Consider the following 22,046-nt stretch of genomic DNA (forward strand, 5'->3'; position numbering starts at 1 on the left):
GCCGTGGTCGTGACCGTCGCCGTGGTCGGCGCCGTCGCCGTGGAAGCCGTGTCGCCGGTCAGCTCGCGGCTGCGGCGGTGGCCGTCGCGAGGGCGCGGACCACGCACAGGACGCGGAACGCGGAGCGGCCGCCGCGGGTGCCGGCCCGGATGACTCCGCTGACCAGCAGGTCGCGGACGGTGCGGCCGCAGTGCGGCAGGGGCATGCCGGTGAGGCGGACGACGTCTTCGAGGACGAACTCGTCCTCGTCCGCGGCGCAGAGCGTGCCGATCAGTTCCCGGTGGCCGTCGGGCAGCGCGGCGAGGGTGCGGGCGACGCGCTCGCGGAGGCGGGAGCCGGAGCGGCCGTCGGACAGGTGGTCGAGCAGCGGCGCCGGGTCGGAGTCGACGATGCCGCGGAGCGTGGTGAGGTCGCAGACGGTGAGCCAGGAGGCCGCGGCGGAGAGGGCGAGCGGGTGGCCGTCGAGGCGGTGGCTGACCCACGCGACGTCGGCGAGGACGCGGTCGTCGGGGACGATGTCGGGGCGGACGTGGCGGAGCCTGCTGAGGAGGAAGCGGGCGGCGGGCGCGTCGGGGCGGATGCCGTCGGCGGGGTCCGGTGCCTCCAGGGGCGAGAGGAGGAAGAGGCGCTCGCCGGGGACGTTCCACGGCTCGTCGGCGGTGACGAGCAGGCGGAGTCCGGGCAGTTCGCGAAGGAGCAGGGTCAGCCGGTGGAAGTCGAGCCGCCCGGTGTCGACGCCGTCGAGGACGAGGAGCACGGCACGGTCGCCGAGGGTGCCGGACAGGTCGGGGAGGAGGTCGTCGGCCGGGCCGTCGCCGTGCAGGAAGGCGGCGCAGTCGGCGGCCAGGGCGGCGGGACGCTCGTCGCAGGCGGGCAGGCAGTCGGCGACCGCCCCGGGGGCGGTGTGCCACAGGACGGGGAAGCCGGCGTCGTGCAGGCGGGCCGCCGCCTCCAGGGCCAGTCTCGTCTTGCCGACGCCGGTGAGGCCCACGACGGTGATCAGCCGTTCGGCGCCGGAGCGCAGCTCTTCGGCGAGGACGGTGGCCTCGGCCTCCCGCTCGATCAGCGGATGGAGCGGTACGGGCGGGGCGGGCCGCTCGGCGGCGAGGTGCCGGGTCCCGACGCCGCCCCGGTGTCCGCGCCGCACGGCGTCCTCCAGAGCTGTGCGGGCCCGGGGGCCCAGGCGCAGGCCGTCGGCGATCAGCCGGACGGTGTCGGCTCTGGGGCGCTGTGCCTTGCCCTTCTCCAGGTCGCGGATGGCGCGGACGCTGATGGTGGAGAGGTCCGCCAGCTCCTGCTGGGTGAGGCCGATGCGGAGCCGGTGGCCGCGTATGAGGGTGCCGAGCGCGGCGGTGGCCGTCACGGTGTCCTCGGGGGAGAGACTGGTCGTCATGTGATGCTCCCGCTGGTCGAGTTGGGGCGGGCCGCCGGGCGGAGGCCCGGTCGGGCCGCCGTCCGGGGGCTGCGCCTCGCCGTCTGCTGGGATCCATCGTCCGGACGCGCCTATTCGGGGGGCATCGCGTCACTAAGGGCGGTTCGCGGGTCCGTGATAGCGGTCCGGGGTCCGTGATAGCGCCGCGGGCGGGGCGTCGTGCCGTGATAGCGGGGTGATAAGGCAGCGAACGGTGCGGTGAATCCCCTTCTTCCTAAGTTGGTGGTCAGAAGGAAACGCCGCACACGACCGAGAGGCAGGATCCGATGTCGATCTCCACCACCGCCGCCCGCACCACCCTCCGCGCCGCCGTGGCCTCCGCGCTGATCGTGATCGTGACCGGGGTGGGTGTGCAGGCGAGCTGGGCCGACGAGACCACGGGCACCGGAACGAGCACGAGCACGACGACGGGCTGCCCGACCTCGGGGACCGGCACGGGCGGCACGACGACGGGCGGCACCACCGGCGGCACCACCACCGGCGGCACCACGACCCCGTGCAGCAACGACAACAACCCCTGGGACTGACCCGTACGACCGGGCCCGGCGCTCAGCAGCCGGTCGCGAGCAGCCTTTCCGCCTCCGCGAGTTCCCGGCCCATCCGCCGCTCGCGGAACACCTCGACCGCCGGCACGAGCAGTGCCCGGGAGCGTCCGGGCTCCGCGTCGAGGAGACGGGCGAGGTCGAGGCGCGCGAGCGCGCCCCCGCTAAAATCCATGACGCCCTCCCGCGCGGTCACCGCGCGGTCGTAGAAGTCCCTGGCACGGTCGGGACGGCCCATCACGGTGAAGGCGTGCCCCAGGTCGCGGAGCAGATGGCCCTCGCCGATCACATCGCCGGAATCCCTGCACAGTTCCAGCACTTCCGTGAAGGTCAGGACCGCGAGGTCGCTCCGGCCCTGTTCGAGCAGCAGCTGTCCGACGCGTCGCAGGGTGCGCGCCCGGCCCCCCGTGTATCCGACGCCCTCGTAGATGTCGAGGGCCTCGTCCAGCTGGCCCTGCGCCGCCGCGATCTCGCCCTGCCGCATCCGGATGTGGGCACTCTGGGTGAGGACGATCGCGCGGCCCACGACGTCGCCGGCCCGGTCGAAGTCGGCGAGGGACCGCCGGTACAGCTCCAGGGCGGAGAGGTCGTCGCCGCTGGTGCGGGCGATGAGCGCCATGTCGCGGCGGCACAGCGCCTCGCCCATCGGTTCGTCGAGCGCCTGGAAGACGTCGAGGGCCGAGTTCAGCGCCTGCCGGGCCGTGTCGAACTGGTTGCGGCTCATGTAGAGGGAGCCGAGCGAGGCGCGTATCGCGGCGGTGCCCCGCAGGTTGCCCGCCTTGCGGACGGCGGCCAGTGCGCTCAGGTGCGTCTGCTCCCACAGGTCGTAGTGGCCGCGCACCTCGAAGAGGGTGACGAGCGAGGTCGCGAGGTCCCAGCTGAGGTCGTGGAGGCCCGCTTCGGCGGTGTGCTCGACCATGCCGCACAGTGAGGCCTGCTCCGCGTCGAGCCAGGCCAGCGGGTCGGCGAGCACCTCGTCCGAATAGGCCGCCGGGGGTTCCCAGCGGGGCGCGTCGCCGTGCAGGACGGTGAAGTCCCCTCCGTACACCTTCCGATGGGCCTGCTGGGCCAGGTGCATCCAGCCGCCCGCCATCCGGGCGAGCGCCTCCTGACGGACCTCGGGCGTGTGGTGGGCCGCGAGCTGTTCCCGCGCGTAGACGCGGATGATCTCGTGGAAGCGGTACCGGAAGCCTCCGGTCCGTTCGACTCCGGCGACGTCGAGCATCTGCACGTCGACCAGCGGTTCCATCAGGTCCGACGGGAAGGGGCGGTGGTCGTCGAGGAGTGCTCCCGCGAGCCAGCTCGGCAGCGTCGGCGCCTGCGCCATGCTGAGGAGCCGGAGCAGCCGGCGGTCCTCGGGCGCCAGGCCCTCGTAGGTGAGCGACAGGCTGGCACGCATGGTCATCTCGCCGTGCGCGAGCTCGTCGAGCCGGTGCCGCTCGTTGGCGAGGCGCTGCACCATGGACGCCAGGGTCCAGTGCGGGCGCGCCGCCAGGCGGGCGGCGACGATCCGCAGGGCCAGCGGGAGCCGTCCGACGGTGCGGACCAGGGCTTCGGCGGCGGCCGCCTCACCGGCGACGCGTTCGCGTCCGACGATCCGGGAGAGCAGTTCGAGCGCGCGGTCCTCGGCGAGCACGTCGAGTTCCACGCGGTGCGCGCCGGGCAGGGCGGTGAGGCGGGCGCGGCCGGTGACGAGGACGGCGCAGCCGCGGCTGCCGGGCAGCAGGGGGAGCACCTGGCCCTCGCCGGCGGCGTCGTCGAGGACGACGAGGACGCGGCGGGAGGCGAGGCGGGTGCGGTACATCTCGGCGCGCTCGTCCAGGGATTCGGGGATGAGCTGGCCGGGGATGCCGAGGGCGCGCAGGAACCGTCCCAGGACCTCTTCGGCGGTGGCCGGGCTGCCGGTCGTCCCGCGCAGGTCGCAGTAGAGCTGGCCGTCGGGGAAGCCTGTCTCGGCGAGCAGGTGGGCGACGTGCACGGCGAGGGTCGACTTGCCGGTGCCGGGCTTGCCGGTGATGGCGGCGAGTCCGACCGTGGTGCGGCCGGGCCGTCCGGTCAGTGCCTGTTCCAGTGCGGCGATCTGCCCGGGGTCGGATACGAAGTCGGCGACGGCGGCGGGCAGCTGATGCGGCACGGCGTCCTGCCGAACCGATTCTGCAGGCGGGACGGCCGTCGGAGCGGTCGCGTCCGTGTCCCCGTCGGTCTCCCCCTCCGCCTGCCGCACGGGCTCCTCGGGCGAGGCATGCTGTGCCGGTACGCGGACGGGCACGGCTCCGGCGGGGGCCGGCAGCCGGCCCGCGAGGATCGCGGACTCCAGCTCTCGGAGCTCCCGGCTGGGTTCGAGGCCGAGTTCCTCGGCGAGGAACCGTCGTGCGGTGCGGAACGCCTCCAGCGCCTCGGCCTGGCGTCCCGACCAGTACAGCGCCTGGATCAGCTGGCCGCGCAGCTTCTCCCGCAGGGGGTGTTCGTGGGTGAGCCGCTGCAGCTCGCCCACCAGGCCGTCGGAACGGCCGAGTTCGAGTTCGAGCTGGATGCGGAGTTCGACGGCGGTGAGGCGTTCCTCGTTGAGCTGGCGCGCCTTGTTGGCGAGGGGGCCGCTGTCGAGGCCGGAGAGGCAGTCGCCCTGCCACAGCGTCACCGCGCTCCTCAGCAGCCGCACGGCCTGGGCGAGTTCACCGTTCTCCCGGTGCCGCCGGGCCCGTAAGACGAGGTCGGTGAAGAGTGCGGCGTCCACGTTCGCCGGGTCGGTGTGGAGCACGTACCCCGGGGGCCGGGTCGTGATCGAGACCTCGCCGTCCGCGCCGGCGAGCAGCTTCCGCAGCCGGGACACACAGATCTGCACCTGGGTGCGCGCGGTCTCCGGCGGGTTGTCCTCCCAGATGAGGTCCACGAGGTGGTTGGTGCTGACCACGCGGTTCGTCTCCAGGAGCAGCGCCGCGAGGATGACCTCCTGGCGCCCGGGAGGCAGCCGCAGCGGCCCGCCGGGGCCGTGGACCTGCAGCGGTCCCAGGACCCGGAAGGCAAGGGGCGACATGTCCGGGAGTTCCTGGGATCTGTCCCCGATGTCGTCCGTCACCGATTCCCCCACCAAAGAAACGAGTTGACACGTCAGGTCCGAGTGAGGACAGTCTCCACAACCACCCCCGCCCTGTCCATGCCGTGAAGATCCCGGTCGGAGATAGAGGGGGGATAACGTGGAGTTGGCGACTCCCCCCAGACTCCTGGCCGAGAGTGAAAGGGGCTCAGCCGTTGAACCGCCAAGAAGAAACGAGCACCGGCTCGCCGGGACCGGCCGATCTGGTCACCGCCGCGGGAATCGACCACGTCCGCCTGGTCTACGACTACCTCGACGCCGGTGACCTGGACGCGTGCGCCTCCCTGCTGCACGACGGCGTGGTCCTCGAACTGCCGGGGCTGCCTGCGTTCCACGGGCGCGCCGCGGTCCTCCACACGCACTTCGGGCGCACCCTGCCCGGCGCCCGCTACGAGATCGACCGGGTCATGGGCCAGGACCGCGGCGTGGTGGCGACGGGGCGCCGCGTGGTCCCGGGCACCGACGGGCAGGACCTGCGCTTCGTCGACGTGTTCACGATCGCGGACGACGGCCTGGTCCTCGCGTGCACCCGTTACCACCACGTGGCGCCATGACCGAGGCCCGAGGACGGTCCCCGCCCGTCCTCGGGCCTCGGCATCGTAGGAGCTGTGGAGGTGGCGCTGTCGTAGGGGCTCCGGAGGTGGCCGCCGTAGGGGCTACAGTCCCGGGCCGTTGTACGCGCCCCGGTGCGGCTTCGTGGTCGCGCTCACCGGGTTCGCCCAGTAGTCGCGGCCCCCGTTGCCGCTGACCACGGAGCCGTTGTTCAGGGCGGGGGACGTGGCGCGGAGCTTGTAGCCGTCGGCGGAGTGGATCGAGTCGCCGCCCGTGCCCGGGCTCACGAACTGCGGGTCGCCGGCGATGCCGTTGGCGGTCGGCCGGGGCACGCCCTGGAAGACGTTCCACAGCCAGGAGATCCCCGCCGCCGTGGGAAGGCGCGAGTCGGTCGTCCCCACCCAGATGTTGTTCTCGACGACGCTCTCGTCGGGGAGCGTGATGCTGAACTTCTTGTCCGTGCAGTAGAGGACGTTGTTGTACATGTGCAGCGCGGAGCGTCCGGCGCTGACGCTGCTCATGCGGCAGTCGTTCTCGGAGATGTTGTAGCGGATGACCTGCTGGGCACCGCCGATGGTGCCGCACCCGTCGCAGTCCAGGAAGAAGCCGCCGATGTTGTCGCGGCTGAAGTTGTACTGGATCGTGCAGGTCCCGGTGTTGCCCCAGTCGCAGTCGAACGCCTGGCTGTCGGCGACCGACATCCGCGTGGTGTCGTACACGGCGTTCTTCTGGATCGTGGGGTTGTGGTCCCCGAGCACCCAGATGCCGGCGAAGTTGCCGCCGGAGAACGGATAGACGCCGTTGCCGACGCCGGAGGCGTTGTTGTACTGGATCATGGGGGCGTCCGCGTAGCTGGCGATGATGCCGTCGCCGCCGACGTCCTTGACGGTGTTGTTCTCGATGAGCACTCCGGTGCCCTTGACGGCCATGGCGCCGACGCGGATCTTGAGGCCGCCGCCGCCCGTGTTGCTGATCCGGTTGTCGTGGACGTGGACGTCGTGCAGGGTCGAGTTCGTCCCGCTCGCCCCCGTGACGATGCCGGCGGACTGGACGAAGTCCTCGGTGGTCGGGCTGTTCTTGCTGGTCTGGCCGGCCACGCGGTCGATGACGAGGCCGCCGATGTCGAAGCCGCGGTGCGCCGTTCCGTCGGTGGCGGAGATCCGCAGGCCGGTGCGGCGGGCCAGGGTGGCCGCGGGGTTGGTGAGCTTGAGGCCGCTGATCCGCCAGTGGTCCTGGTTGGTCAGGGAGATCACGTTCGGGGCGCCGCCGCCGTCGATCACGGGCAGGGCGCCGGAGCCGTAGGCGGTGAGGACGACGGGGGCGGTGGCGGTGCCGCTGCCCTGCGGGGCGAGGGACCCGGTGCAGGTGCTGCCCGCGGCGAAGGCGAGCGTGTCACCGGGCCCGTACGTCCTTCCGTTGGCCTGCACGATGCTGTTGAACGGCGCGGCCTGGCTGCCGTCCCCGGCGGCCGGCCGTGAGCAGTCCACGTGGGTGACGCTCCCCGCGGCGGCGGCGGGTGCGCCGGGGAGGGCGGCGGTGCCGCTGAACGCGAGGACGGCGGCGATGAGCGCACGGCCCATCGACCGGCGCCCGGGAAGGGCTCTGTCGGTCATGGCGCAAACCTTTCTGGCGGTCGGGTGCGGCCAGAAGCTAGGTGCGACCGGTGATCGAGTCAATGGAGAAGGGTCGAATGATCGAATTTCGCTCAGGGGATGGATGATTGGTCGATCCCGACAGCCCCGGCACGTCCGGGGCCGACCCCTGCGGTGACGGCCCCGGGAGAGGTCCGGTCAGAGCCCGGCGGCGGCCGGGACCAGGCGGAGCCGGCAGGCGTCCAGGGCGCTGTCGAGATGGGAGCCGAACCCTGGGTCGGAGGCCAGGACGGAAAGGCGGTGCATGGTCAGCATCGCGTCCCAGGCCGACGCCCTGGCGAGGGCGGACGCCCCCCAGGAGACCTCTTCGAGGTGGGTCCAGAGGTGGGCCCCGAAGCCAAGGTGAATCGTTCCTGCCCGGGATTCCTCCTCGTCGAGGGCCCGACGCGCGGCCGTCAGGAAGGCCAAGGCGTCCTCGGGACCCAACGCCGAGACGACGACCCGGAGATGGGAGGCGGTCAGGGAGGTGACCTCGGTCCAGTCGGCCACGTCCCCGAAGCGCTCGCACAGGCGTACGTTCAACAGGTGTTCCATGTCAGCGGTCATGCATGCACAGATACGTTTCCGCTGCCCATGGCGCCCGGCACGACACGCGGGAGCCCCCGTCCTCCCCCCGTACGGAGTGATCGCCCGGCGTCCTCCGGCCCGCACGGCACGCGGCGCGCCGCCCGGGGAACGCCCGAGGGCCGGGGCGCCGTGAAGCGCCCCGGCCCTCGCGCGGGATGGTGCCGGCCCGTTCAGGCCTGCTCGTCCTCGGGGATGCTGACCAGCCAGCGGGTGTCCTTGCGCGGCCGCAGGTACAGCACCCAGTACAGGGTCGCCACCGCCGTGATGCCGCCGGTCCACAGCAGGTACTGGACGTCCTGCATGTACAGGACGTAGGCGAGCACGCCGATCAGGACCACCGGGACGGCCGGCCACAGCGGCATGCGCCACGCGGGCACCTCGCGGTGCGCGCCGCGACGGCTGAACAGGGCCGCCACGGCGACCAGCAGGTACATGCCGGTGACCGAGACGCCGGTGACGCCGTACAGGGTGTCGAGGTTGACGAAGCACAGGGCGGCGCCCGGCACGCCCACGACGAGGGTGGCCACCCACGGGGAGCCGAAGCGGCCCAGGCGGGACAGGGCGTTGTTGACGGGCTCGGGCCAGGCCTTGTCACGGGCCGACGCGAAGAGCACCCGGGAGTTCTGGATGACCATCACGATGCCGGCGTTGATGATGGCCAGCGCCACGCAGAGGCTGATGAAGGTGCCGACGGCGGAGTTGGACCAGGCGGCGATCATGCCGCTGATGTCGCCGCCGGTCAGGGTCTCCAGGTCGCCGGCGCCCAGGGTGATCGCGATGACGGGCACCAGGATGACGGCGGTCGAGATGGCGAGGGTGGCGAGCACGGTGCGGGCCACGTTGCGGCGGGGGTTCTCCAGCTCCTCGGACAGGTAGACGGCCGTAGAGAAGCCCTGGGTGATGAAGAGGGCGATGGCGAGGCCGGAGACGACCATGGCGCCGGTGACGAGCGAGTGCGTACCGCCCTCCGCGGCGACCTGGCCGTGGACGAGGGCGCCGACACCCCGCTCGGAGTGGGCGAAGCCGAGGATCGCGACGAGGCCGGCGGCGATCACCTCCAGGACGAGGAAGATGCCGGTGATCCAGGCGTTGGCGCGCAGGTCGAGGAGGCCCGCGAGAGTGGCGAGGAGCATGACGCCCGCACCGGCGATCGGGGCGGGGATGTGGACCAGGGGCGCGAGGTAGTCGGCGGTCCCCATGGCGATGACCGGGGGCACGATCATCACCACCAGCAGGGACAGCACGAACACCAGCCAGCCGGCGAGCCGGCCCGACAGGGTGGAGACGATGGCGTACTCGCCGCCCGCGCTGGGGATCAGGGTGCCCAGCTCGGAGTAGCAGAACGCCACGCCGATACAGAGCAGCGAGCCGATCGCGATGGTCAGGGCCGCGTACGTGCCGACCCCGTCGAACAGGTCCGGGACGACCACGAAGAGAGTGGAGGCGGGCGTCACGCAGGAGAGCGTGAGCAGGGTGCCGCCCACGACACCGATGGAACGCTTGAGCTTCTGCGGCACGGGGCCGGTCGGAGGGGCCAACGCGTGCGGTGCGCTGAGGGTGTCGGTCATCAGGCGGTTCCGATCGATGCGAGCGGTAGATCTGGGCGGGAGCGGTATCGCCTCCGAGGCGGCTGGTGATCAGTTGGTCCGGTGGGCTCCCGGGCTGAATGGAAGCGTGAGCAGAACCACAGGTCAATGGCCCTCCCGCTGCGGAATCCGTTGTTCCGACACGCCCGGGAGGGGCGCTGCGACGTCAAGGACGCGTCAAGACGGCGGAAACGCTCCGTGCGGGAACCGCAGTCGGCGCGGGAGGACTTTTCCCGCGCTTTACCGCCGCTCCACATTCCGGAACACCGGGCGATCCGCCGGAACCCCGGACGGATCACCCGGAACCCGACGGCCCGCCCGTGCTCGATGGGCGAGAAATAGTAGCCATGTACATAGTAGCCATGTACTGTATCTCTCGTGAACGCAGCAGCTGAGAGCGCCACGGCGGGGTTCCTCGTCTGGCGCCTGTCGATGAAGTGGCGGGTGGCCGTCGACCGGGCGGTCGCGCCGCTGGGTCTGACCCACGCGCAGTACGCGCTGATGGGCTCCTTGTACGGCATGGCGCGCTCGGACCTGCGGCCGAGCCAGCGACAGCTGGCCGACCACACCGGGCTCGAACCGCTGTACGTCTCCAAGCTCGCCCGAGCGCTGGAGGCGTCCGGACTCGTCGCCCGCACCAGGGACCCGGCCGACCCGCGCGCCATGCAGCTGTCGCTCACCGAGCAGGGGCTGGACGTCACGCGCCGCGCGATCGGGGTGGTCCAGGGGCTCCTGGACCGGATGCTGGAGCCGCTCGGGGGGCAGGACAGCCCGCGTGCCCGCCAGTTCGCCCAGGAGCTCGCGACCCTGCTCGACGCACCTCTCGATCCGCCCGCCGACCACACCGAGGAGCAGTCATGACCACCACCGCACCCACCACCAACGGCCGGGTCATCGCCCTGGCGCACTACTCCGCCCGCGCCCTCCTGGAGGGCGTGCTCACCCGCCACGGCGCCACCTTCGAGCAGAGCGTGACGCTGCGGGCCGTCGCGGTGGCGGGCGACTCCGTCGGCCGGGACGGGCTCGTCGCCGACGTCGTCGGCTCGCTGAAGACCGGCGAGCCGGCCGTGCGCGGCGTGATCGACGGGCTCACGGCGACGGGGCTCCTGGAGGAGGACCCGGCGGACGCCTCCCGGCTGCGACTGACGGACGCCGGGCGGGAGCTGTACGAGACCACCACGGCGGAGACCGCCGCGATCTCGGGCCGCCTGTACGCCGACATCCCGGCCGAGGACCTGGCGGTCGCGGGCCGCGTGCTGACCCTGCTCACCGCCCGCGCGAACGCCGAACTGGCGAAGGCCTGAGCTGCTCGTCGGCGTTTCGGCCACGCCCGTGCCGGGGCACGACCCGTCCGGCGCAAGGGTCGATGCACCGGGCACGAACGGGCTTTCGCTCTGCCACGGGGTGCGGGCACCGTCCGAAACACATGTGTTCGACCGGCCCGGCCCCGTCGTTGAGCCCTCCGACAGCCCGACCCCGGCTCCCGGAGAACGCCATGCGCCCCACCACCACGGACGGCACCCCGTCCGACGCCACGAAGACGACCGTCCCCCCGCCCGACACCGTCTCGGCGTCCGAGCGGCTGCTGTTCGGCGGGGAACTCGCCTACGACCAGGGCTGGAGCCAGCACCGCGGGACCTGGGTGAAGCTGGGCATGTGGAACATGGCCCTGAGCTTCCCCCGCCAGGTCGCGATCGCCGCGCGGCTGGCCAGGCAGGCCGACCGTCGCGCGCTGTACACGGTGGCGGTCGGCGAGATCGGCCGGGGCGTGGCCCAGGCGTTCTCCCTGGTGGCGGTGAACGCGCTGCTCGCCGAGCTGCTGGCGTCGGGAGAGCTCGTCGACCGGCTGCGGGCCGCCCTGCCGTCGCTGGTGTTCGTCTCGGTGATGGCGGTGGTCTCCTCGCTGCTGCGGTCGGCGTCGACCGCCTCCACGGGGATTCTGGAACCGAAGGTCCAACGGGTCGCCACCGAGCGGTACCTGGGGCTCGTCGCGCGCGTGGAGATGGACGCGATCGAGGACGACGCCTTCCACAAGCTGATGGACTCCGCGCAGTGGGGCGCCGACGGCGCCCGCCGGATGGTCGGCTACTGCACGGCGGTGGTCGCCTCGGCGATCTCCCTCGTCGCGGCCGCCGGCGTGCTGACCGTCCTGCACGTGGCGCTGCTGCCGCTGTTGGCCGCGATGGCGCTGCCGAGCGCCTGGGGCTCCCTGACGATGGCGCGGGCCCGGTACGAGAGCTGGCACCGGTTCGTCCAGCACGCGCGCGCGGCGCAGCTGCTCAGCCGCCTCCTGATCGACCAGCAGGCGGCGGGGGAGGTCAGGGTCCATGACGTGGGGCCGTTCCTCCTGGAGCACTTCCGGGGCATGGCGGAGACCAGCGAGCGCGAACAGACCCGGCTCGCGTGGATCGGAGCGCGCACGGGGCTCTTCGCGGACGGGGCCCGCGGCCTGGCCACGGTCGCCGCGTACGCGGTCCTGGGACTGCTCCTGTGGCACGGCCAGATGGCCCTCGCGGTCGGCGGCACCGCGGTCCTCGCCATCCGGGCCGGGTCGGCGAGCATCACCGACCTGGTGCTGCGGGTCACCGACATCCAGGAGGAGTCCCTCTTCGTCGCCGACCTGGAGCGGCTCTGCGCCGAGGCGGAGCGGCGGGCGATCCCGGAGACGGGCGTGGACGTGCCGGAGGACTTCGACGCGATCCGGTTCGAGAAGGTCACCTTCTCCTACCAGGGCGCCGAGGAGCCCTCGTTGCGGGAGGTGGACCTGGTCATCCCGCGCGGCAGGACCGTGGCGCTGGTGGGCGCGAACGGTTCGGGCAAGACCACGGTGTCCAAGCTCCTGTGCGGTCTCCATCTGCCCCAGTCGGGCCGGGTGATGTGGGGCGACGTGGACGCCGCCGAGGCCTGCCGGGCCCGGATCTTCTCCCGGGTCGCGATGGTCGCCCAGAACTTCCACCGCTGGCCGTTCACCGCCAGGGTGAACATCGGGATCGGCCGGCCCGGCGCGGCGATCGACGACCGTGCCGTCGACGCGGCGGCCGCGTACGCGGGGGCCGACGACGTCGTCGCGAAGCTGCCCCGGGGCCTGGACACGCTGCTGGCCCGCGGCTATCAGGGCGGTCAGGAGATCTCCGGAGGGCAGTGGCAGAAGGTCGGCCTGGCGCGGGCCAGGTACCGCGACGGCCTCGTCCTGGTCGTCGACGAGCCGACGAGCGCCCTGGACCCGGTGGCCGAGCAGCGGGTCTTCGACCAGATCCACCGGCTCGCCGGTACGGGCCAGACCACCGTCCTGATCACGCACCGCCTCCACAGCGTCCGCCACGCCGACCTCATCTACGTCCTGGAGGGGGGCCGGGTCGTCGAGCACGGCACGTTCGAGGACCTCATGGACCCGTCCCGGGGCACCGGCGCCTTCCGGGAGGCGTACGACCTCCAGGCCCGCCAGTTCCTGGCCCCCGTGGTCCCCGGCCAGCCGGGCCCCGCCGCCCCGAGGACCGCCCCGGAGGACACGCCGGCCTGACAGCGGTGGCGGCTCAGCCGGCGAGCAGTCGCCGGGTGGTGAGGGCGAGGCGGGCGCGGGTGAGGCCCGTCGGGGTGGTGAGGTCCAGGGCGAGCGTCCTGCCGATCTGGTCCAGGCGGCGGGCGATGCTGCTGTGGTGGAGGTGGAGGAGTTCGGCCGCGCGACGGACGGACGCCGTGGCGCAGTAGGTGTCCAGGGTCTCCAGGTCCTCCGGGGACAGGCGGTCGAGGGCGGCCACGTCGGGGTTGTCCCGTACGGCCTCCTCGGGGATGTCCGCCAGGAGGGCCAGGGCGCCGAGGTCGCCGTGGTGGACGACGGGCTGGCGCGGGGTGGTGAAGCGGAGGGCCGTGCGGGCCTGGTGCCAGGAGCGGTCGGGGCTCTCGTCTGCGCCGATGCCCGCCCGTACTCCCGCGGGGAACTGCGTACGGTCCACGGTGGTCGCCAGGATGACGCCCACGTCGGCGAGCGGGGCCGCCTTCACCGGGCGGGCCGGGCACACCAGGGAGCCGAGTCGGTCGAGCGGAAGGGGTGCGCGTACGGCGACGACGTGGACGGGAAGGCCCGGCGGGAAGCCCAGGAGACGGAGCGCCCGGGCCCGGGCGGCGTCGTCGCTGTCGGAGCTGATGGCCAGTTCGACGAGGGCCGGGTCGGCCATGGTGGTGCGGGCGGGTCCGTAGCGTTCGGCGGCGGCCGCGGCGGCGAGGGCGAACCGGTCGAGGAGGACCTCGTCGAGCGGGTTGGGCGGGCCGCAGCGCTCCAGCCAGACCGTGCCGATCTCCTCGTCGTCGAGGGTGATCGCCACTTCCAGGGAGGCGGGCGCGGGAGGGGTGGACGCCGGGGTGCCGTGCGGCGAGACCCGGGTCGGGCGGCCGGTGCCGTGGAGCCGTACTCCCGCGACGCACTCGGCCAGGCCCGCCGAGGCGCGGGCGAGCGCGGGGAGGTCGACGCGGCGGCGCATCAGGGTGTCGTAGAACGCGACGATGCGCATCGCGCCGTCGACGTACGGATCGAGTCCTGACAGCCGTACGGCCAGTGCCTCCATGGCAGAAGGATCGCAGACGGAGGGGCGGCCGGGCGCGCGCCGTTCGGTGCGGGACGGGGGCGGGACGCGCGACGGGTGTCGGATGACCCGTAGGGGGCTCGCCCGCAGGATGGTCGTCATGGATCCCGAACTCGAAGCGTTCATACCGTTCTTCCCGAAGACCGACCTGTCCGACCCGGTCGCCGCCCGTGCGCACTTCGCGGGTCTCGCTGCCTCCGTGCCGGCGCCGGACACCCCCGGCATGGAGGTCGAGGACCGTCTCGTGCCCGCCGAACCGGACGTGCCGGTGAGGATCTACCGGCCGCGCGGAGCGCGGGCGGCCGTGATCTGGATGCACGGCGGCGGATTCGTGATGGGGGACGTGGACACGGAGCACCCGTGGGCCGCCCGCATCGCGGAGAGCTCCGGCGCGGTGGTGATCTCGGTCGGCTACCGGCTGGCGCCCGAGCATCCGTTCCCGGCCGCCCTGGACGACGCGTACGCCGTGCTGGAGTGGACGGCCGCGCACGCGGCCGAGCTGGGTGTCGACCCGGAGCGGATCGCGGTCGGCGGCCACAGCGCCGGTGGCGGGCTGGCGGCCGCGACGGCACTGCGGTCGCGTGACGAGCAGGGGCCGCCGATCCGTTTCCAACTGCTCAACCAGGCGGGTCTCGACGACCGGCTCGACACGTGGTCGGCGCGGAACTTCACGGACACGCCCTGGTTCCACCGGGGCAAGGCGGTCGCCTCGTGGCAGCACTATCTGGGCTCCCGGCCCGCCACGGCGTACGCCGCTCCCGCGCGGGCCGGTGACCTGTCGGGCCTTCCTCCGGCGTACGTCGCCTCCGCCGAGTTCTGCCCGAACCGCGACGAGGACATCGCCTACGCCGTACGTCTCCTCCAGGCGGGGGTGTCCGTGGAGCTGCACCAGTGGCCGGGGACGTTCCACGGCTCGCAGGCGCTCCTGTCGGCCGAGGTCTCGCAGCGGCAGAACGCCGAACTGGGCGCCGTGCTGCGCCGTGCCCTCGCCGACTGAACCACACCCCGTCCCTCCGCACGACGTCGATCGTGCGTCCCGACTCGAAAGGACCGAAGTCTTGAAGAAGCGACTCGCACTGGTGGGAGGCGTCGCCGCCCTCGCCGTCTGCACGGGCGTCATCACCGCGTCGGCCTCGCCCGGCGGCCGGGGATCCCTCCCCGCTCCGACCGCCCGTTCCTCCGCCGGCGCGGAGGCGGCGGAGCTCCGCTCCGCACTGGACGCCGTCCACCGCGCGGGCGTGCCCGGGGTGTTCGCCGAGGTGCGGGCCGGCGGGCGGACGTGGCGCGGGGCCTCGGGCGTCGCCGACGTCGCGACCGGCCGTCCCGTCAGGCCGGACCTGCTGCACCGCGTCGGCAGCGTCACCAAGACGTTCACCGCCGCAGCCGTGATGCAGCAGGTGGAGCGGGGACGGATCGGGCTCGACGCGCCGATCGGTGACTATCTGCCGGAGCTCGTGCCGGGCGAACGGGGCCGGAGGATCACGGTCCGGATGCTCCTCCACAACACCAGCGGAATCCCCGACTACCTCCCCTACGCGTTCCCGTCGCTCCGGGCCTTTCCCTCGCTTCCCGACGTCTCGACCGAGAGCCTCGACGACAACCGGTTCCGGAGGTTCCGTCCGGCCGAGCTGATCGCGATGGGGCTCGCGGCGCCACCCACCGGGGAGCCCGGCGGGCCGACGGGCGTCTACTCCAACACCAACTGGCTGATCCTGGGCGAGCTCCTGGAGGAGGTGACGGGTCTCCCGGCCGAGGAGTACATCACCCGCCATGTGATCGAGCGGGCCGGACTGCGGCACACCGGGTTCCCGAAGGGGCCCCGGATCGACGGGCCCCACGCGCGGCTGTACGAGTCGTTCTACGGCCTGATCGACCCGCCGCGCGACTACAGCGTGTACGACATGTCCTGGGCGGGGACGGGCGCCGCGCTGGTGTCGACGATGGAGGACCTGAACCGCTTCTACCGCCTGCTGCTCGACGGCCGGATCGTCGGCCGTTCCTCGCTGGCGGAGATGCAGCGCACCATCCCGGTCCGCGCCCTGGACGGGTCGATGATCCAGTACGGCCTGGGACTGCACCGGGTCGAGGCCCCGTGCGGCACCTTCTGGGGTCACGACGGCACCGTCTGGGGAGCGGGGACGATGTCGCTGACCCGTGCCGACGGCGGGCGGCAGATGTCCGTGGCGGTCAACCTCATCCGGTGGAACAGGCCGGACGCCTCGGGGAAGCCGCAGCCCCACCCCATCGACGGCGCCCTGAAGGAGCTGTACGGGCGGGCGATGTGCGGGGGGACCGCCACGGACCACGCGGTCGTTCCGTAACCGGGGGTCAGGCCCCGCCGGCCGCCGGTCCCGCCGGTGCCAGGGTGTACGTCCGGCCCGAGGTGTAGAACTCCAGGCCCGCCGCGCCCTGTTCGCGCGGCCCGTGGCTGGAGGCCTTGGATCCGCCGAACGGCAGGTGGAAGTCGACTCCGGTGGAGGGGGCGTTGATCCGGATCATGCCGGTGTCGAGGAGGTCGAGGCCGGTCAGGGCGGCGTTCAGGTCGGCCGTGTGGACCGAGGTGACCAGGCCGTACGGGACGGAGTTGGTGATCCGGACCGCGTGGGCGAGGTCGTCGGCGGCCAGCAGGGACGCGACCGGCCCGAAGACCTCCTCGCGCAGCAGCCGGTGACCCGGCGACACCTTCTCCACCAGGGTCGGGGCGGCGTACCAGCCGGGCCCGTCCAGCGGCGTGCCGCCCGCGAGCGTGGACAGGCCGCGGCACGCGTCGAGCACGCGATCGCGTGCGCCCTCGTGGATGAGCGGTCCGCACACCGTGGCCGGGTCGGCGGGGTCGCCGACGGGGAGGGCCCTCAGCGCCTCGGCGAGGGCGTCGCGCAGCGGGTCGAGGGCGGCGCCGACCGCGATGACCCGGCTGGTGGCGGTGCACTTCTGCCCCGCGTACCCGGCGATGGAGGCGGCGATGTGGTGCGCGGCCTGCTCGATGTCCGCGTCGGGCAGGACGACCGCCGCGTTGAGGCCGCCCATCTCGGTCTGCGCCGGGATGCCCCGGGCGGTCGCGGCCCGGGCCACGGCCTGCCCGACGGGGGTGGAGCCGGTGAAGGAGACGACGTCGGCGGCGGAGACGAGCGCGTTGCCCTCGGTCGCGCCGCCGGGCAGCACGGTGAACACCCCTTCCGGTACGGCCCGGCGCACGAGTTCGGCCAGGCGCTGGGCGCACGCCGTGGCCTCGGGGGCCGGCTTGAGGACGACGGTGTTCCCGGTGGCGAGCGCGGGGGCCGCCTTCCAGGCCGGGATGGCGAAGGGGAAGTTCCAGGGGGTGATGAGTCCGGCCACGCCGTGCGGGCGGCGCCGGCTCAGGAGCAGGCCGGCTCCCGCCGCGGTCTCGTGGACGGCTCCGGTGGGCTGGTAGGGGGCCTGGGCGTAGTAGCGCCAGATCGCGGCGGTCCGGGCCACCTCGGCCCTGGCCTCGGAGAGCGGCTTGCCCACCTCGCGCACGGCGAGCCCGGCGAGTTCGTCGGCCGCGGCCTCGACGGCGTCGGCGACCGCGCCCAGGGCGGCCGCGCGGGCGGCGGCTCCGGCGAGCTGCCAGCCGGGCTGGGCGGCGCGGGCGCGTTCGACCGCGTCGACGGCCGCGAAGGCGCCGGGCGCGGGGATCCGGAGGAGTACGTCGGCGGGATCGGAGGGGTTGCGGGAGGTGAGGAAGGGAAGGGCGTCGTTCACGGGAGGAGGCCTCCGGGGAAGAAGTCATCCGGGTCAGGGGTGTCTCGGGGAGCGCCGCGCGACGCCGACGGCGGGCCTGGGCCTGTGCCGTCGGCGTGCGGGCGGCCGCGGGCGGGTGTCAGTGGTGGCCGTTCGCGACGGCCTTCTCCGTGGCGGTCCGTACCGCGGCCTCGACGGTGCCGGTGAGCGGGTGGCGCGGGGGCCGGGTGGGACCGCCGGGGCGGCCGGCGATGTCCATGGAGAGCTTGATGGACTGGACGAACTCCGTCTTCGAGTCCCAGCGCAGCAGCGAGTGCAGCGACCGGTACAGCGGCAGGGCCGTCGTCAGGTCGCCCGCGACGGCGGCGCGGTAGAGCTCGGCGCAGCTCGCCGGGAAGGCGTTGGGGTAGCCGGCGATCCATCCGACGGCGCCCGCGACGGCCAGCTCCAGGAGGACGTCGTCGGCTCCGATGAGCAGGTCGAGTTCCGGGGCGAGTTCGGCGATCTCGTAGGCGCGGCGGACGTCGCCGCTGAACTCCTTCACGGCGACGATGCTGCCGTCGCCGTGGAGTCGGGCGAGCAGGTCGGGGGTGAGGTCGACCTTGGTGTCGAAGGGGTTGTTGTACGCCACGACGGGGATGCCGACTCCGGCGACCTCGGTGTAGTGGGCGCGCACGGCCGCCGGGTCGGCGCGGTAGGTGTTGGGCGGCAGGAGGAGGACGGAGCCGGCGCCGGCCTCGGCGGCCTGTTCGGCCCAGCGGCGGGATTCGGCGCTGCCGTAGGCGGCGACGCCGGGCATGACCCGGGCTCCGTCTCCGGCCGCTTCGACGGCGGTACGGACGACCTGGGCGCGTTCCGCGTCGGTGAGGGTCTGGTACTCGCCGAGGGAGCCGTTGGGGACGACGCCGTCGCAGCCGTTGGCGATCAGCCAGGCGACGTGCTCGGCGTAGGCGTCGTGGTCGACGGAGAGGTCCTCGCGGAAGGGGAGGGTGGTGGCGACCATGATGCCGCGCCAGGGTCGGTCGGTGTTCCAGGTGCTGGTGGTCATGGCGATGACCTTTCTATAGTGTGTGACATTTTATAGAGAGGGAAAGAAGAGAGGCCTCGTGGGCCTCTCCCTCAGACGCTAGTACTGTGGCCGGGAAGGTTTGCCGGGTCGCGGCGTCCGGTGCGGTGCATCGCAAGGCGGAGGGCCTCGGCTCGTACGGGACGTACTCGCGAGGGCCGACAACGCGGCGAGGTGCCGTGCCGGGCGTCGCGACCCGGTGAACCTTTCCGGTCACAGCACTAGGGGGCATCGACGTCCGGGACCTCCTCCAGCGCGGCGAGGGTCGAGAGCCGCACCGGGACGGCGAACGGACGCCGCTCCGCGGGCGGTTCGGCGGCGCCGTCACCCGCGGCGAGGCAGGCCACGGCCGTGCCGCACATCCGCCCCTGGCACCAGCCCATGCCCGCCCGGGTGAGGAGCTTGACGGTGCGCGCGTCCCGTGCGCCGAGCTCGGCGACCGCCTCCCGCACGCGGCCGGCACTGACCTCCTCGCAGCGGCACACGTCCGTGTCGTCGGTGAGCCAGTGCCGCCAGCCCGGGCCCGGGGCGTGCGCCGCGGACATCACGTCGGCGAAGGCGCGCATCCGGTCGCGGCGGCGCCGGAGTGCGGCGACGCGTCCCGTGCCGGTGCGCCGTCCGAGGAGTCGTGCGGCGATGGCGTGCGCCGCCAGCTCCCCTTCCGTGCGGGCGAGTTCGGCGCCTCCGACGCCCCCGGTCTCGCCCGCGGCCCACAGGCCGCGCGCCGAGGTCTCCTGGTGCTCGTCCAGGGCGAGGCCCAGGGTGCCGTCGGGCAGCGGCCGGGTGGCGCAGCCGACCGTGGTGGCGAGTTCGATCTGGGGCACCAGGCCGTGGCCGACCGCCAGGGCGTCGCAGCCGATGGTTCGGCCGGTTCCCGGTACGGGGCGCCAGTCGGCGTCCAGTCGGGTGACCGTGACGGCTTCCACCCGGTCGGTGCCGTGCACGGCGGTGACCGCGCTGCGCAGCCGGACCGGCACCCGGTGCCGGAGCAGTCCGGCTCCGTGCAGCAGGGCCTCCGCCGCCTTCCCCGGGTTGGCGGCGAGGGCCCGGGGGCTGCGGGCGTACCGGAGGTATCCGGCGGCCTCGACCACGGCGGGCACCCGGGCGCCCGCCGCGGCGAGGGAGGTGGCGACGGCGAGCAGCAGCGGGCCGCTGCCGGCCACCACGACGCGACGGCCGGGCAGGACGAGGCCGGACTTGAGCATGGCCTGGGCCCCTCCGGCGCCGACGACGCCCGGCAGGGTCCAGCCGGGGAAGGGGAGTTGACGCTCGTACGCGCCGGTGGCGAGCAGCAGGGCCCTGGCCCTGATCCGTACCGGCCGTTCGGCGTCGCCGTCCGCCCCGGTGACCGCGTGCACCGCCCAGGTCCCGTCGCCCTCCCGCACGGTGGACCACACGTGGTGGCCCGGCAGGTGGGTGACGGTGCTTCCGGTGAGGCGTCGCCTCAGGTCGGAGTAGGCGGACCAGTCGTGGTGCAGGGCCTCGGGCCGCACGGCGCCGAGGGCGGGCGCCGGGTGGCGGTAGAACTGGCCTCCGGTCTGGGTGGAGGTGTCGAGGAGGGCGACGGAGAGGCCGAGTTCGGCGGCCGTGACGGCTCCGGAGAGTCCGGCGGAGCCCGCGCCGACGACCGCGAGGTCGTAGGGTGCGCGCCGCGCCCCGGGCTCAGACGGTGAGGCGGTCATGGCCGTGTCCCTCCTGGGTGGTGATCGCGTCGCCGGGACGGGCCGGGACGAGGCAGGCGCGCCGGTTGGGTTCGCCGTTGACGGTGGCGAGGCAGTCGTAGCACTGGCCGATGCCGCAGAAGGCGCCGCGCGGGCGGCCGCCGTCCCGGGTGGTGCGCCAGGCCAGGATGCCGGCGCCCCAGAGGGCGGCGGCGACGGTCTGGCCGGGCAGGGCGGTGACGCGGCGGCCGTCGAAGGTGATCTCGAACGGCGGGTCGGGCTGTGCGCCGACGAGGTCGGCGGGGGTGCGGGCCACGGGCCCTCCTCTCGTGACGGTGGGTGCGTGCCCGTCAGGCCGCCGTGTCGGCGAATCGCTCGGGGCGGAACGGGTGGATGTCGAGGGGCGGTTCGGCGCCCGTCAGGCAGGCGGTGACGATCCGGCCGGTGACGGGGGCGAGTCCGATGCCCGCCCCTTCGTGGCCGCAGGCGTGGAGCAGTCCGGGGACCCTCGGGTCGGGGCCGATGGCGGGCAGGTGGTCGGGCAGGTACGGGCGGAAGCCGAGGTAGGTGCGGACGGCCCGTACGGTGCCGAGGACCGGGAACAGCGCGGTGGCCCCGGCGGCGAGCCGGCGCAGGACCTCGGTGGAGAGCGTCCGGTCGAAGCCGACCCGTTCGCGGCTGGCGCCGATCAGGACGGGGCCGGCGGGGGTGCCCTCGACGACCGCCGAGGTCTGGAGCGCGGCGGAGCCGCTGGCCACGTCGGCGACGTAGTCGGCGGCGTACACCTTGTGGCGGACCAGGCGCGGGAGGGGTTCGGTGACGAGGACGAAGCCCCTGCGGGGCAGTACGGGCAGGTGGACGCCGGCGAGTTCGGCGAGGGCGCCGCCCCAGGTCCCGGCGGCGTTGACGACGTTCGGGGCGTGGATCTCGCCGGCGGTGGTCCGTACGCCGCGGATCTCGCCGGCGGATCCGGTGAGCAGGCCGGTGACCTCCTCCCCCAGGCGCAGCCGGACGCGTTCGCCGCCGGCCCGCAGGAGCTGGGCCGCGGCGTGGGCGGGCATCACCTGGGCGTCCTGGGGATAGAGGAAGCCGCCCGCCAGGGTGGGTGCGAGGTGGGGCTCCAGGTCGTGGAGCCGGTCCCCGGGGACCTCCCGGCTGGTGACGCCCGCCTTCTCCTGGCGGGCCGCGAAGGCGCGCAGGGCGCTCATGCCCGCCTCGTCCGAGGCGACGACGAGCCCGCCCTTGGCCTCGTACTCGACCTGCGGCGGGAGCAGTTCGGCGAGCTCCCGCCACGACGCGGTGGCGATGAGGGCGAGTTCGAGTTCGGGCCCCGGTTCCTTGTCGGAGACCAGGAGGTTCCCCTCACCGGCTCCCGTGGTCCCGCCGGCGACGGGACCGCGGTCGACGACGGTGACGGAGAGGCCGGCTCGGGCGGCGTAGTGGGCGCAGGCCGCGCCGACGACGCCGGCGCCGACGACGATGACATCCGAGGTGTTTCTCGTGGGCACGGCAGTAATATTTCACATGGCACTGACGTTGCCAAGACCTGCGGGGAGCTTCTCAGTTGCCGCGCCGTCATCGCCCTCGCCACCCGGACACGGATGAGTAACGG

18 protein-coding genes are annotated in these 22,046 nt (G+C 73.5%); 7 read left to right on the forward strand and 11 right to left on the reverse strand.

What is annotated here, in order from left to right; all coding sequences use genetic code 11:
• Nucleotides 1–58: 58 nt before the first annotated feature.
• Nucleotides 59–1,393: a helix-turn-helix domain-containing protein gene (locus ABTY59_RS18500; protein ID WP_352020025.1), complete on the reverse strand. Its 1,335-nt coding sequence runs from the start codon at nt 1,391–1,393 to the stop codon at nt 59–61.
• Nucleotides 1,394–1,698: 305 nt separating this feature from the next.
• Here ABTY59_RS18500 and ABTY59_RS18505 point away from each other — a divergent pair, with 305 nt between their 5' ends.
• Complete coding sequence (locus tag ABTY59_RS18505; RefSeq protein WP_352020026.1) at nt 1,699–1,959, forward strand: hypothetical protein; 261 nt, start codon at nt 1,699–1,701, stop codon at nt 1,957–1,959.
• 22 nt (nt 1,960–1,981) lie between these two features.
• Here ABTY59_RS18505 and ABTY59_RS18510 read toward each other — a convergent pair whose 3' ends face one another.
• Entirely contained in the window at nt 1,982–5,008 is a 3,027-nt protein-coding gene (locus ABTY59_RS18510; protein WP_352020027.1) for an AfsR/SARP family transcriptional regulator, read from the reverse strand.
• 215 nt (nt 5,009–5,223) lie between these two features.
• On the opposite strand from ABTY59_RS18510, the gene ABTY59_RS18515 reads away from it, so the two are divergent.
• Entirely contained in the window at nt 5,224–5,622 is a 399-nt protein-coding gene (locus tag ABTY59_RS18515) for a nuclear transport factor 2 family protein (RefSeq protein WP_352020028.1), read from the forward strand.
• Between the two features lie 102 nt (nt 5,623–5,724).
• Here ABTY59_RS18515 and ABTY59_RS18520 read toward each other — a convergent pair whose 3' ends face one another.
• The 3 genes from ABTY59_RS18520 to ABTY59_RS18530 form a co-directional block, all read right to left on the reverse strand.
• Nucleotides 5,725–7,233 (reverse strand): right-handed parallel beta-helix repeat-containing protein, encoded by a 1,509-nt coding sequence (locus tag ABTY59_RS18520; protein WP_352020029.1) that lies wholly within the window; start codon nt 7,231–7,233, stop codon nt 5,725–5,727.
• Nucleotides 7,234–7,410: 177 nt separating this feature from the next.
• Nucleotides 7,411–7,818, reverse strand: a complete 408-nt coding sequence (locus ABTY59_RS18525; protein ID WP_352020030.1) for a hypothetical protein — start codon at nt 7,816–7,818, stop codon at nt 7,411–7,413.
• 191 nt (nt 7,819–8,009) lie between these two features.
• On the reverse strand, nt 8,010–9,407 hold the full coding sequence (locus tag ABTY59_RS18530) for an APC family permease (RefSeq protein WP_352020031.1): 1,398 nt from the start codon (nt 9,405–9,407) through the stop codon (nt 8,010–8,012).
• Nucleotides 9,408–9,803: 396 nt separating this feature from the next.
• Between ABTY59_RS18530 and ABTY59_RS18535 the strand changes: the two genes are divergently transcribed.
• The 3 genes from ABTY59_RS18535 to ABTY59_RS18545 all read left to right on the forward strand — a co-directional run bounded on the left by ABTY59_RS18535 (nt 9,804) and on the right by ABTY59_RS18545 (nt 12,945).
• Complete coding sequence (locus ABTY59_RS18535) at nt 9,804–10,286, forward strand: MarR family winged helix-turn-helix transcriptional regulator (protein WP_352020032.1); 483 nt, start codon at nt 9,804–9,806, stop codon at nt 10,284–10,286.
• On the forward strand, nt 10,283–10,729 hold the full coding sequence (locus ABTY59_RS18540; protein WP_352020033.1) for a MarR family winged helix-turn-helix transcriptional regulator: 447 nt from the start codon (nt 10,283–10,285) through the stop codon (nt 10,727–10,729). Before ABTY59_RS18535 ends, ABTY59_RS18540 begins: the two co-directional genes overlap by 4 nt.
• A 191-nt stretch (nt 10,730–10,920) precedes the next feature.
• Nucleotides 10,921–12,945: an ATP-binding cassette domain-containing protein gene (locus ABTY59_RS18545; protein ID WP_352020034.1), complete on the forward strand. Its 2,025-nt coding sequence runs from the start codon at nt 10,921–10,923 to the stop codon at nt 12,943–12,945.
• Between the two features lie 13 nt (nt 12,946–12,958).
• Here ABTY59_RS18545 and ABTY59_RS18550 read toward each other — a convergent pair whose 3' ends face one another.
• On the reverse strand, nt 12,959–13,987 hold the full coding sequence (locus ABTY59_RS18550; RefSeq protein WP_352020035.1) for a helix-turn-helix domain-containing protein: 1,029 nt from the start codon (nt 13,985–13,987) through the stop codon (nt 12,959–12,961).
• 118 nt (nt 13,988–14,105) lie between these two features.
• On the opposite strand from ABTY59_RS18550, the gene ABTY59_RS18555 reads away from it, so the two are divergent.
• Nucleotides 14,106–15,002, forward strand: coding sequence for an alpha/beta hydrolase (locus ABTY59_RS18555; protein WP_352020036.1), 897 nt, complete (start codon nt 14,106–14,108; stop codon nt 15,000–15,002).
• Between the two features lie 217 nt (nt 15,003–15,219).
• The gene (locus ABTY59_RS18560; RefSeq protein WP_352020201.1) at nt 15,220–16,326 is read left to right on the forward strand and encodes a serine hydrolase domain-containing protein; all 1,107 of its coding nucleotides are present in this window, start codon (nt 15,220–15,222) and stop codon (nt 16,324–16,326) included.
• Between the two features lie 7 nt (nt 16,327–16,333).
• Here ABTY59_RS18560 and ABTY59_RS18565 read toward each other — a convergent pair whose 3' ends face one another.
• The 5 genes from ABTY59_RS18565 to ABTY59_RS18585 all read right to left on the reverse strand — a co-directional run bounded on the left by ABTY59_RS18565 (nt 16,334) and on the right by ABTY59_RS18585 (nt 21,942).
• On the reverse strand, nt 16,334–17,728 hold the full coding sequence (locus ABTY59_RS18565; protein ID WP_352020037.1) for an aldehyde dehydrogenase family protein: 1,395 nt from the start codon (nt 17,726–17,728) through the stop codon (nt 16,334–16,336).
• Nucleotides 17,729–17,846: 118 nt separating this feature from the next.
• Nucleotides 17,847–18,755: a dihydrodipicolinate synthase family protein gene (locus ABTY59_RS18570; RefSeq protein ID WP_352020038.1), complete on the reverse strand. Its 909-nt coding sequence runs from the start codon at nt 18,753–18,755 to the stop codon at nt 17,847–17,849.
• 239 nt (nt 18,756–18,994) lie between these two features.
• The gene (locus ABTY59_RS18575; protein WP_352020039.1) at nt 18,995–20,455 is read right to left on the reverse strand and encodes an FAD-dependent oxidoreductase; all 1,461 of its coding nucleotides are present in this window, start codon (nt 20,453–20,455) and stop codon (nt 18,995–18,997) included.
• The gene (locus tag ABTY59_RS18580) at nt 20,436–20,750 is read right to left on the reverse strand and encodes a (2Fe-2S)-binding protein (protein WP_184930662.1); all 315 of its coding nucleotides are present in this window, start codon (nt 20,748–20,750) and stop codon (nt 20,436–20,438) included. Before ABTY59_RS18580 ends, ABTY59_RS18575 begins: the two co-directional genes overlap by 20 nt.
• Nucleotides 20,751–20,784: 34 nt before the next feature.
• Nucleotides 20,785–21,942, reverse strand: a complete 1,158-nt coding sequence (locus ABTY59_RS18585; RefSeq protein WP_352020040.1) for an NAD(P)/FAD-dependent oxidoreductase — start codon at nt 21,940–21,942, stop codon at nt 20,785–20,787.
• Nucleotides 21,943–22,046 lie beyond the last annotated feature (104 nt).

This window comes from Streptomyces sp. NPDC096079, from assembly GCF_040303145.1.
Lineage (GTDB): Bacteria > Actinomycetota > Actinomycetes > Streptomycetales > Streptomycetaceae > Streptomyces.

What these genes read in the sequence shown, in the direction of transcription:
- ABTY59_RS18500 (WP_352020025.1), bottom strand. Translation starts at nt 1,393, where the DNA reads ATGACGACCAGTCTCTCCCCCGAGGACACCGTGACGGCCACCGCCGCG.
- ABTY59_RS18505 (WP_352020026.1), top strand. Translation starts at nt 1,699, where the DNA reads ATGTCGATCTCCACCACCGCCGCCCGCACCACCCTCCGCGCCGCCGTG.
- ABTY59_RS18510 (WP_352020027.1), bottom strand. Translation starts at nt 5,008, where the DNA reads ATGTCGCCCCTTGCCTTCCGGGTCCTGGGACCGCTGCAGGTCCACGGC.
- ABTY59_RS18520 (WP_352020029.1), bottom strand. Translation starts at nt 7,233, where the DNA reads ATGACCGACAGAGCCCTTCCCGGGCGCCGGTCGATGGGCCGTGCGCTC.
- ABTY59_RS18525 (WP_352020030.1), bottom strand. Translation starts at nt 7,818, where the DNA reads ATGACCGCTGACATGGAACACCTGTTGAACGTACGCCTGTGCGAGCGC.
- ABTY59_RS18530 (WP_352020031.1), bottom strand. Translation starts at nt 9,407, where the DNA reads ATGACCGACACCCTCAGCGCACCGCACGCGTTGGCCCCTCCGACCGGC.
- ABTY59_RS18540 (WP_352020033.1), top strand. Translation starts at nt 10,283, where the DNA reads ATGACCACCACCGCACCCACCACCAACGGCCGGGTCATCGCCCTGGCG.
- ABTY59_RS18545 (WP_352020034.1), top strand. Translation starts at nt 10,921, where the DNA reads ATGCGCCCCACCACCACGGACGGCACCCCGTCCGACGCCACGAAGACG.
- ABTY59_RS18550 (WP_352020035.1), bottom strand. Translation starts at nt 13,987, where the DNA reads ATGGAGGCACTGGCCGTACGGCTGTCAGGACTCGATCCGTACGTCGAC.
- ABTY59_RS18555 (WP_352020036.1), top strand. Translation starts at nt 14,106, where the DNA reads ATGGATCCCGAACTCGAAGCGTTCATACCGTTCTTCCCGAAGACCGAC.
- ABTY59_RS18570 (WP_352020038.1), bottom strand. Translation starts at nt 18,755, where the DNA reads ATGACCACCAGCACCTGGAACACCGACCGACCCTGGCGCGGCATCATG.
- ABTY59_RS18575 (WP_352020039.1), bottom strand. Translation starts at nt 20,455, where the DNA reads ATGACCGCCTCACCGTCTGAGCCCGGGGCGCGGCGCGCACCCTACGAC.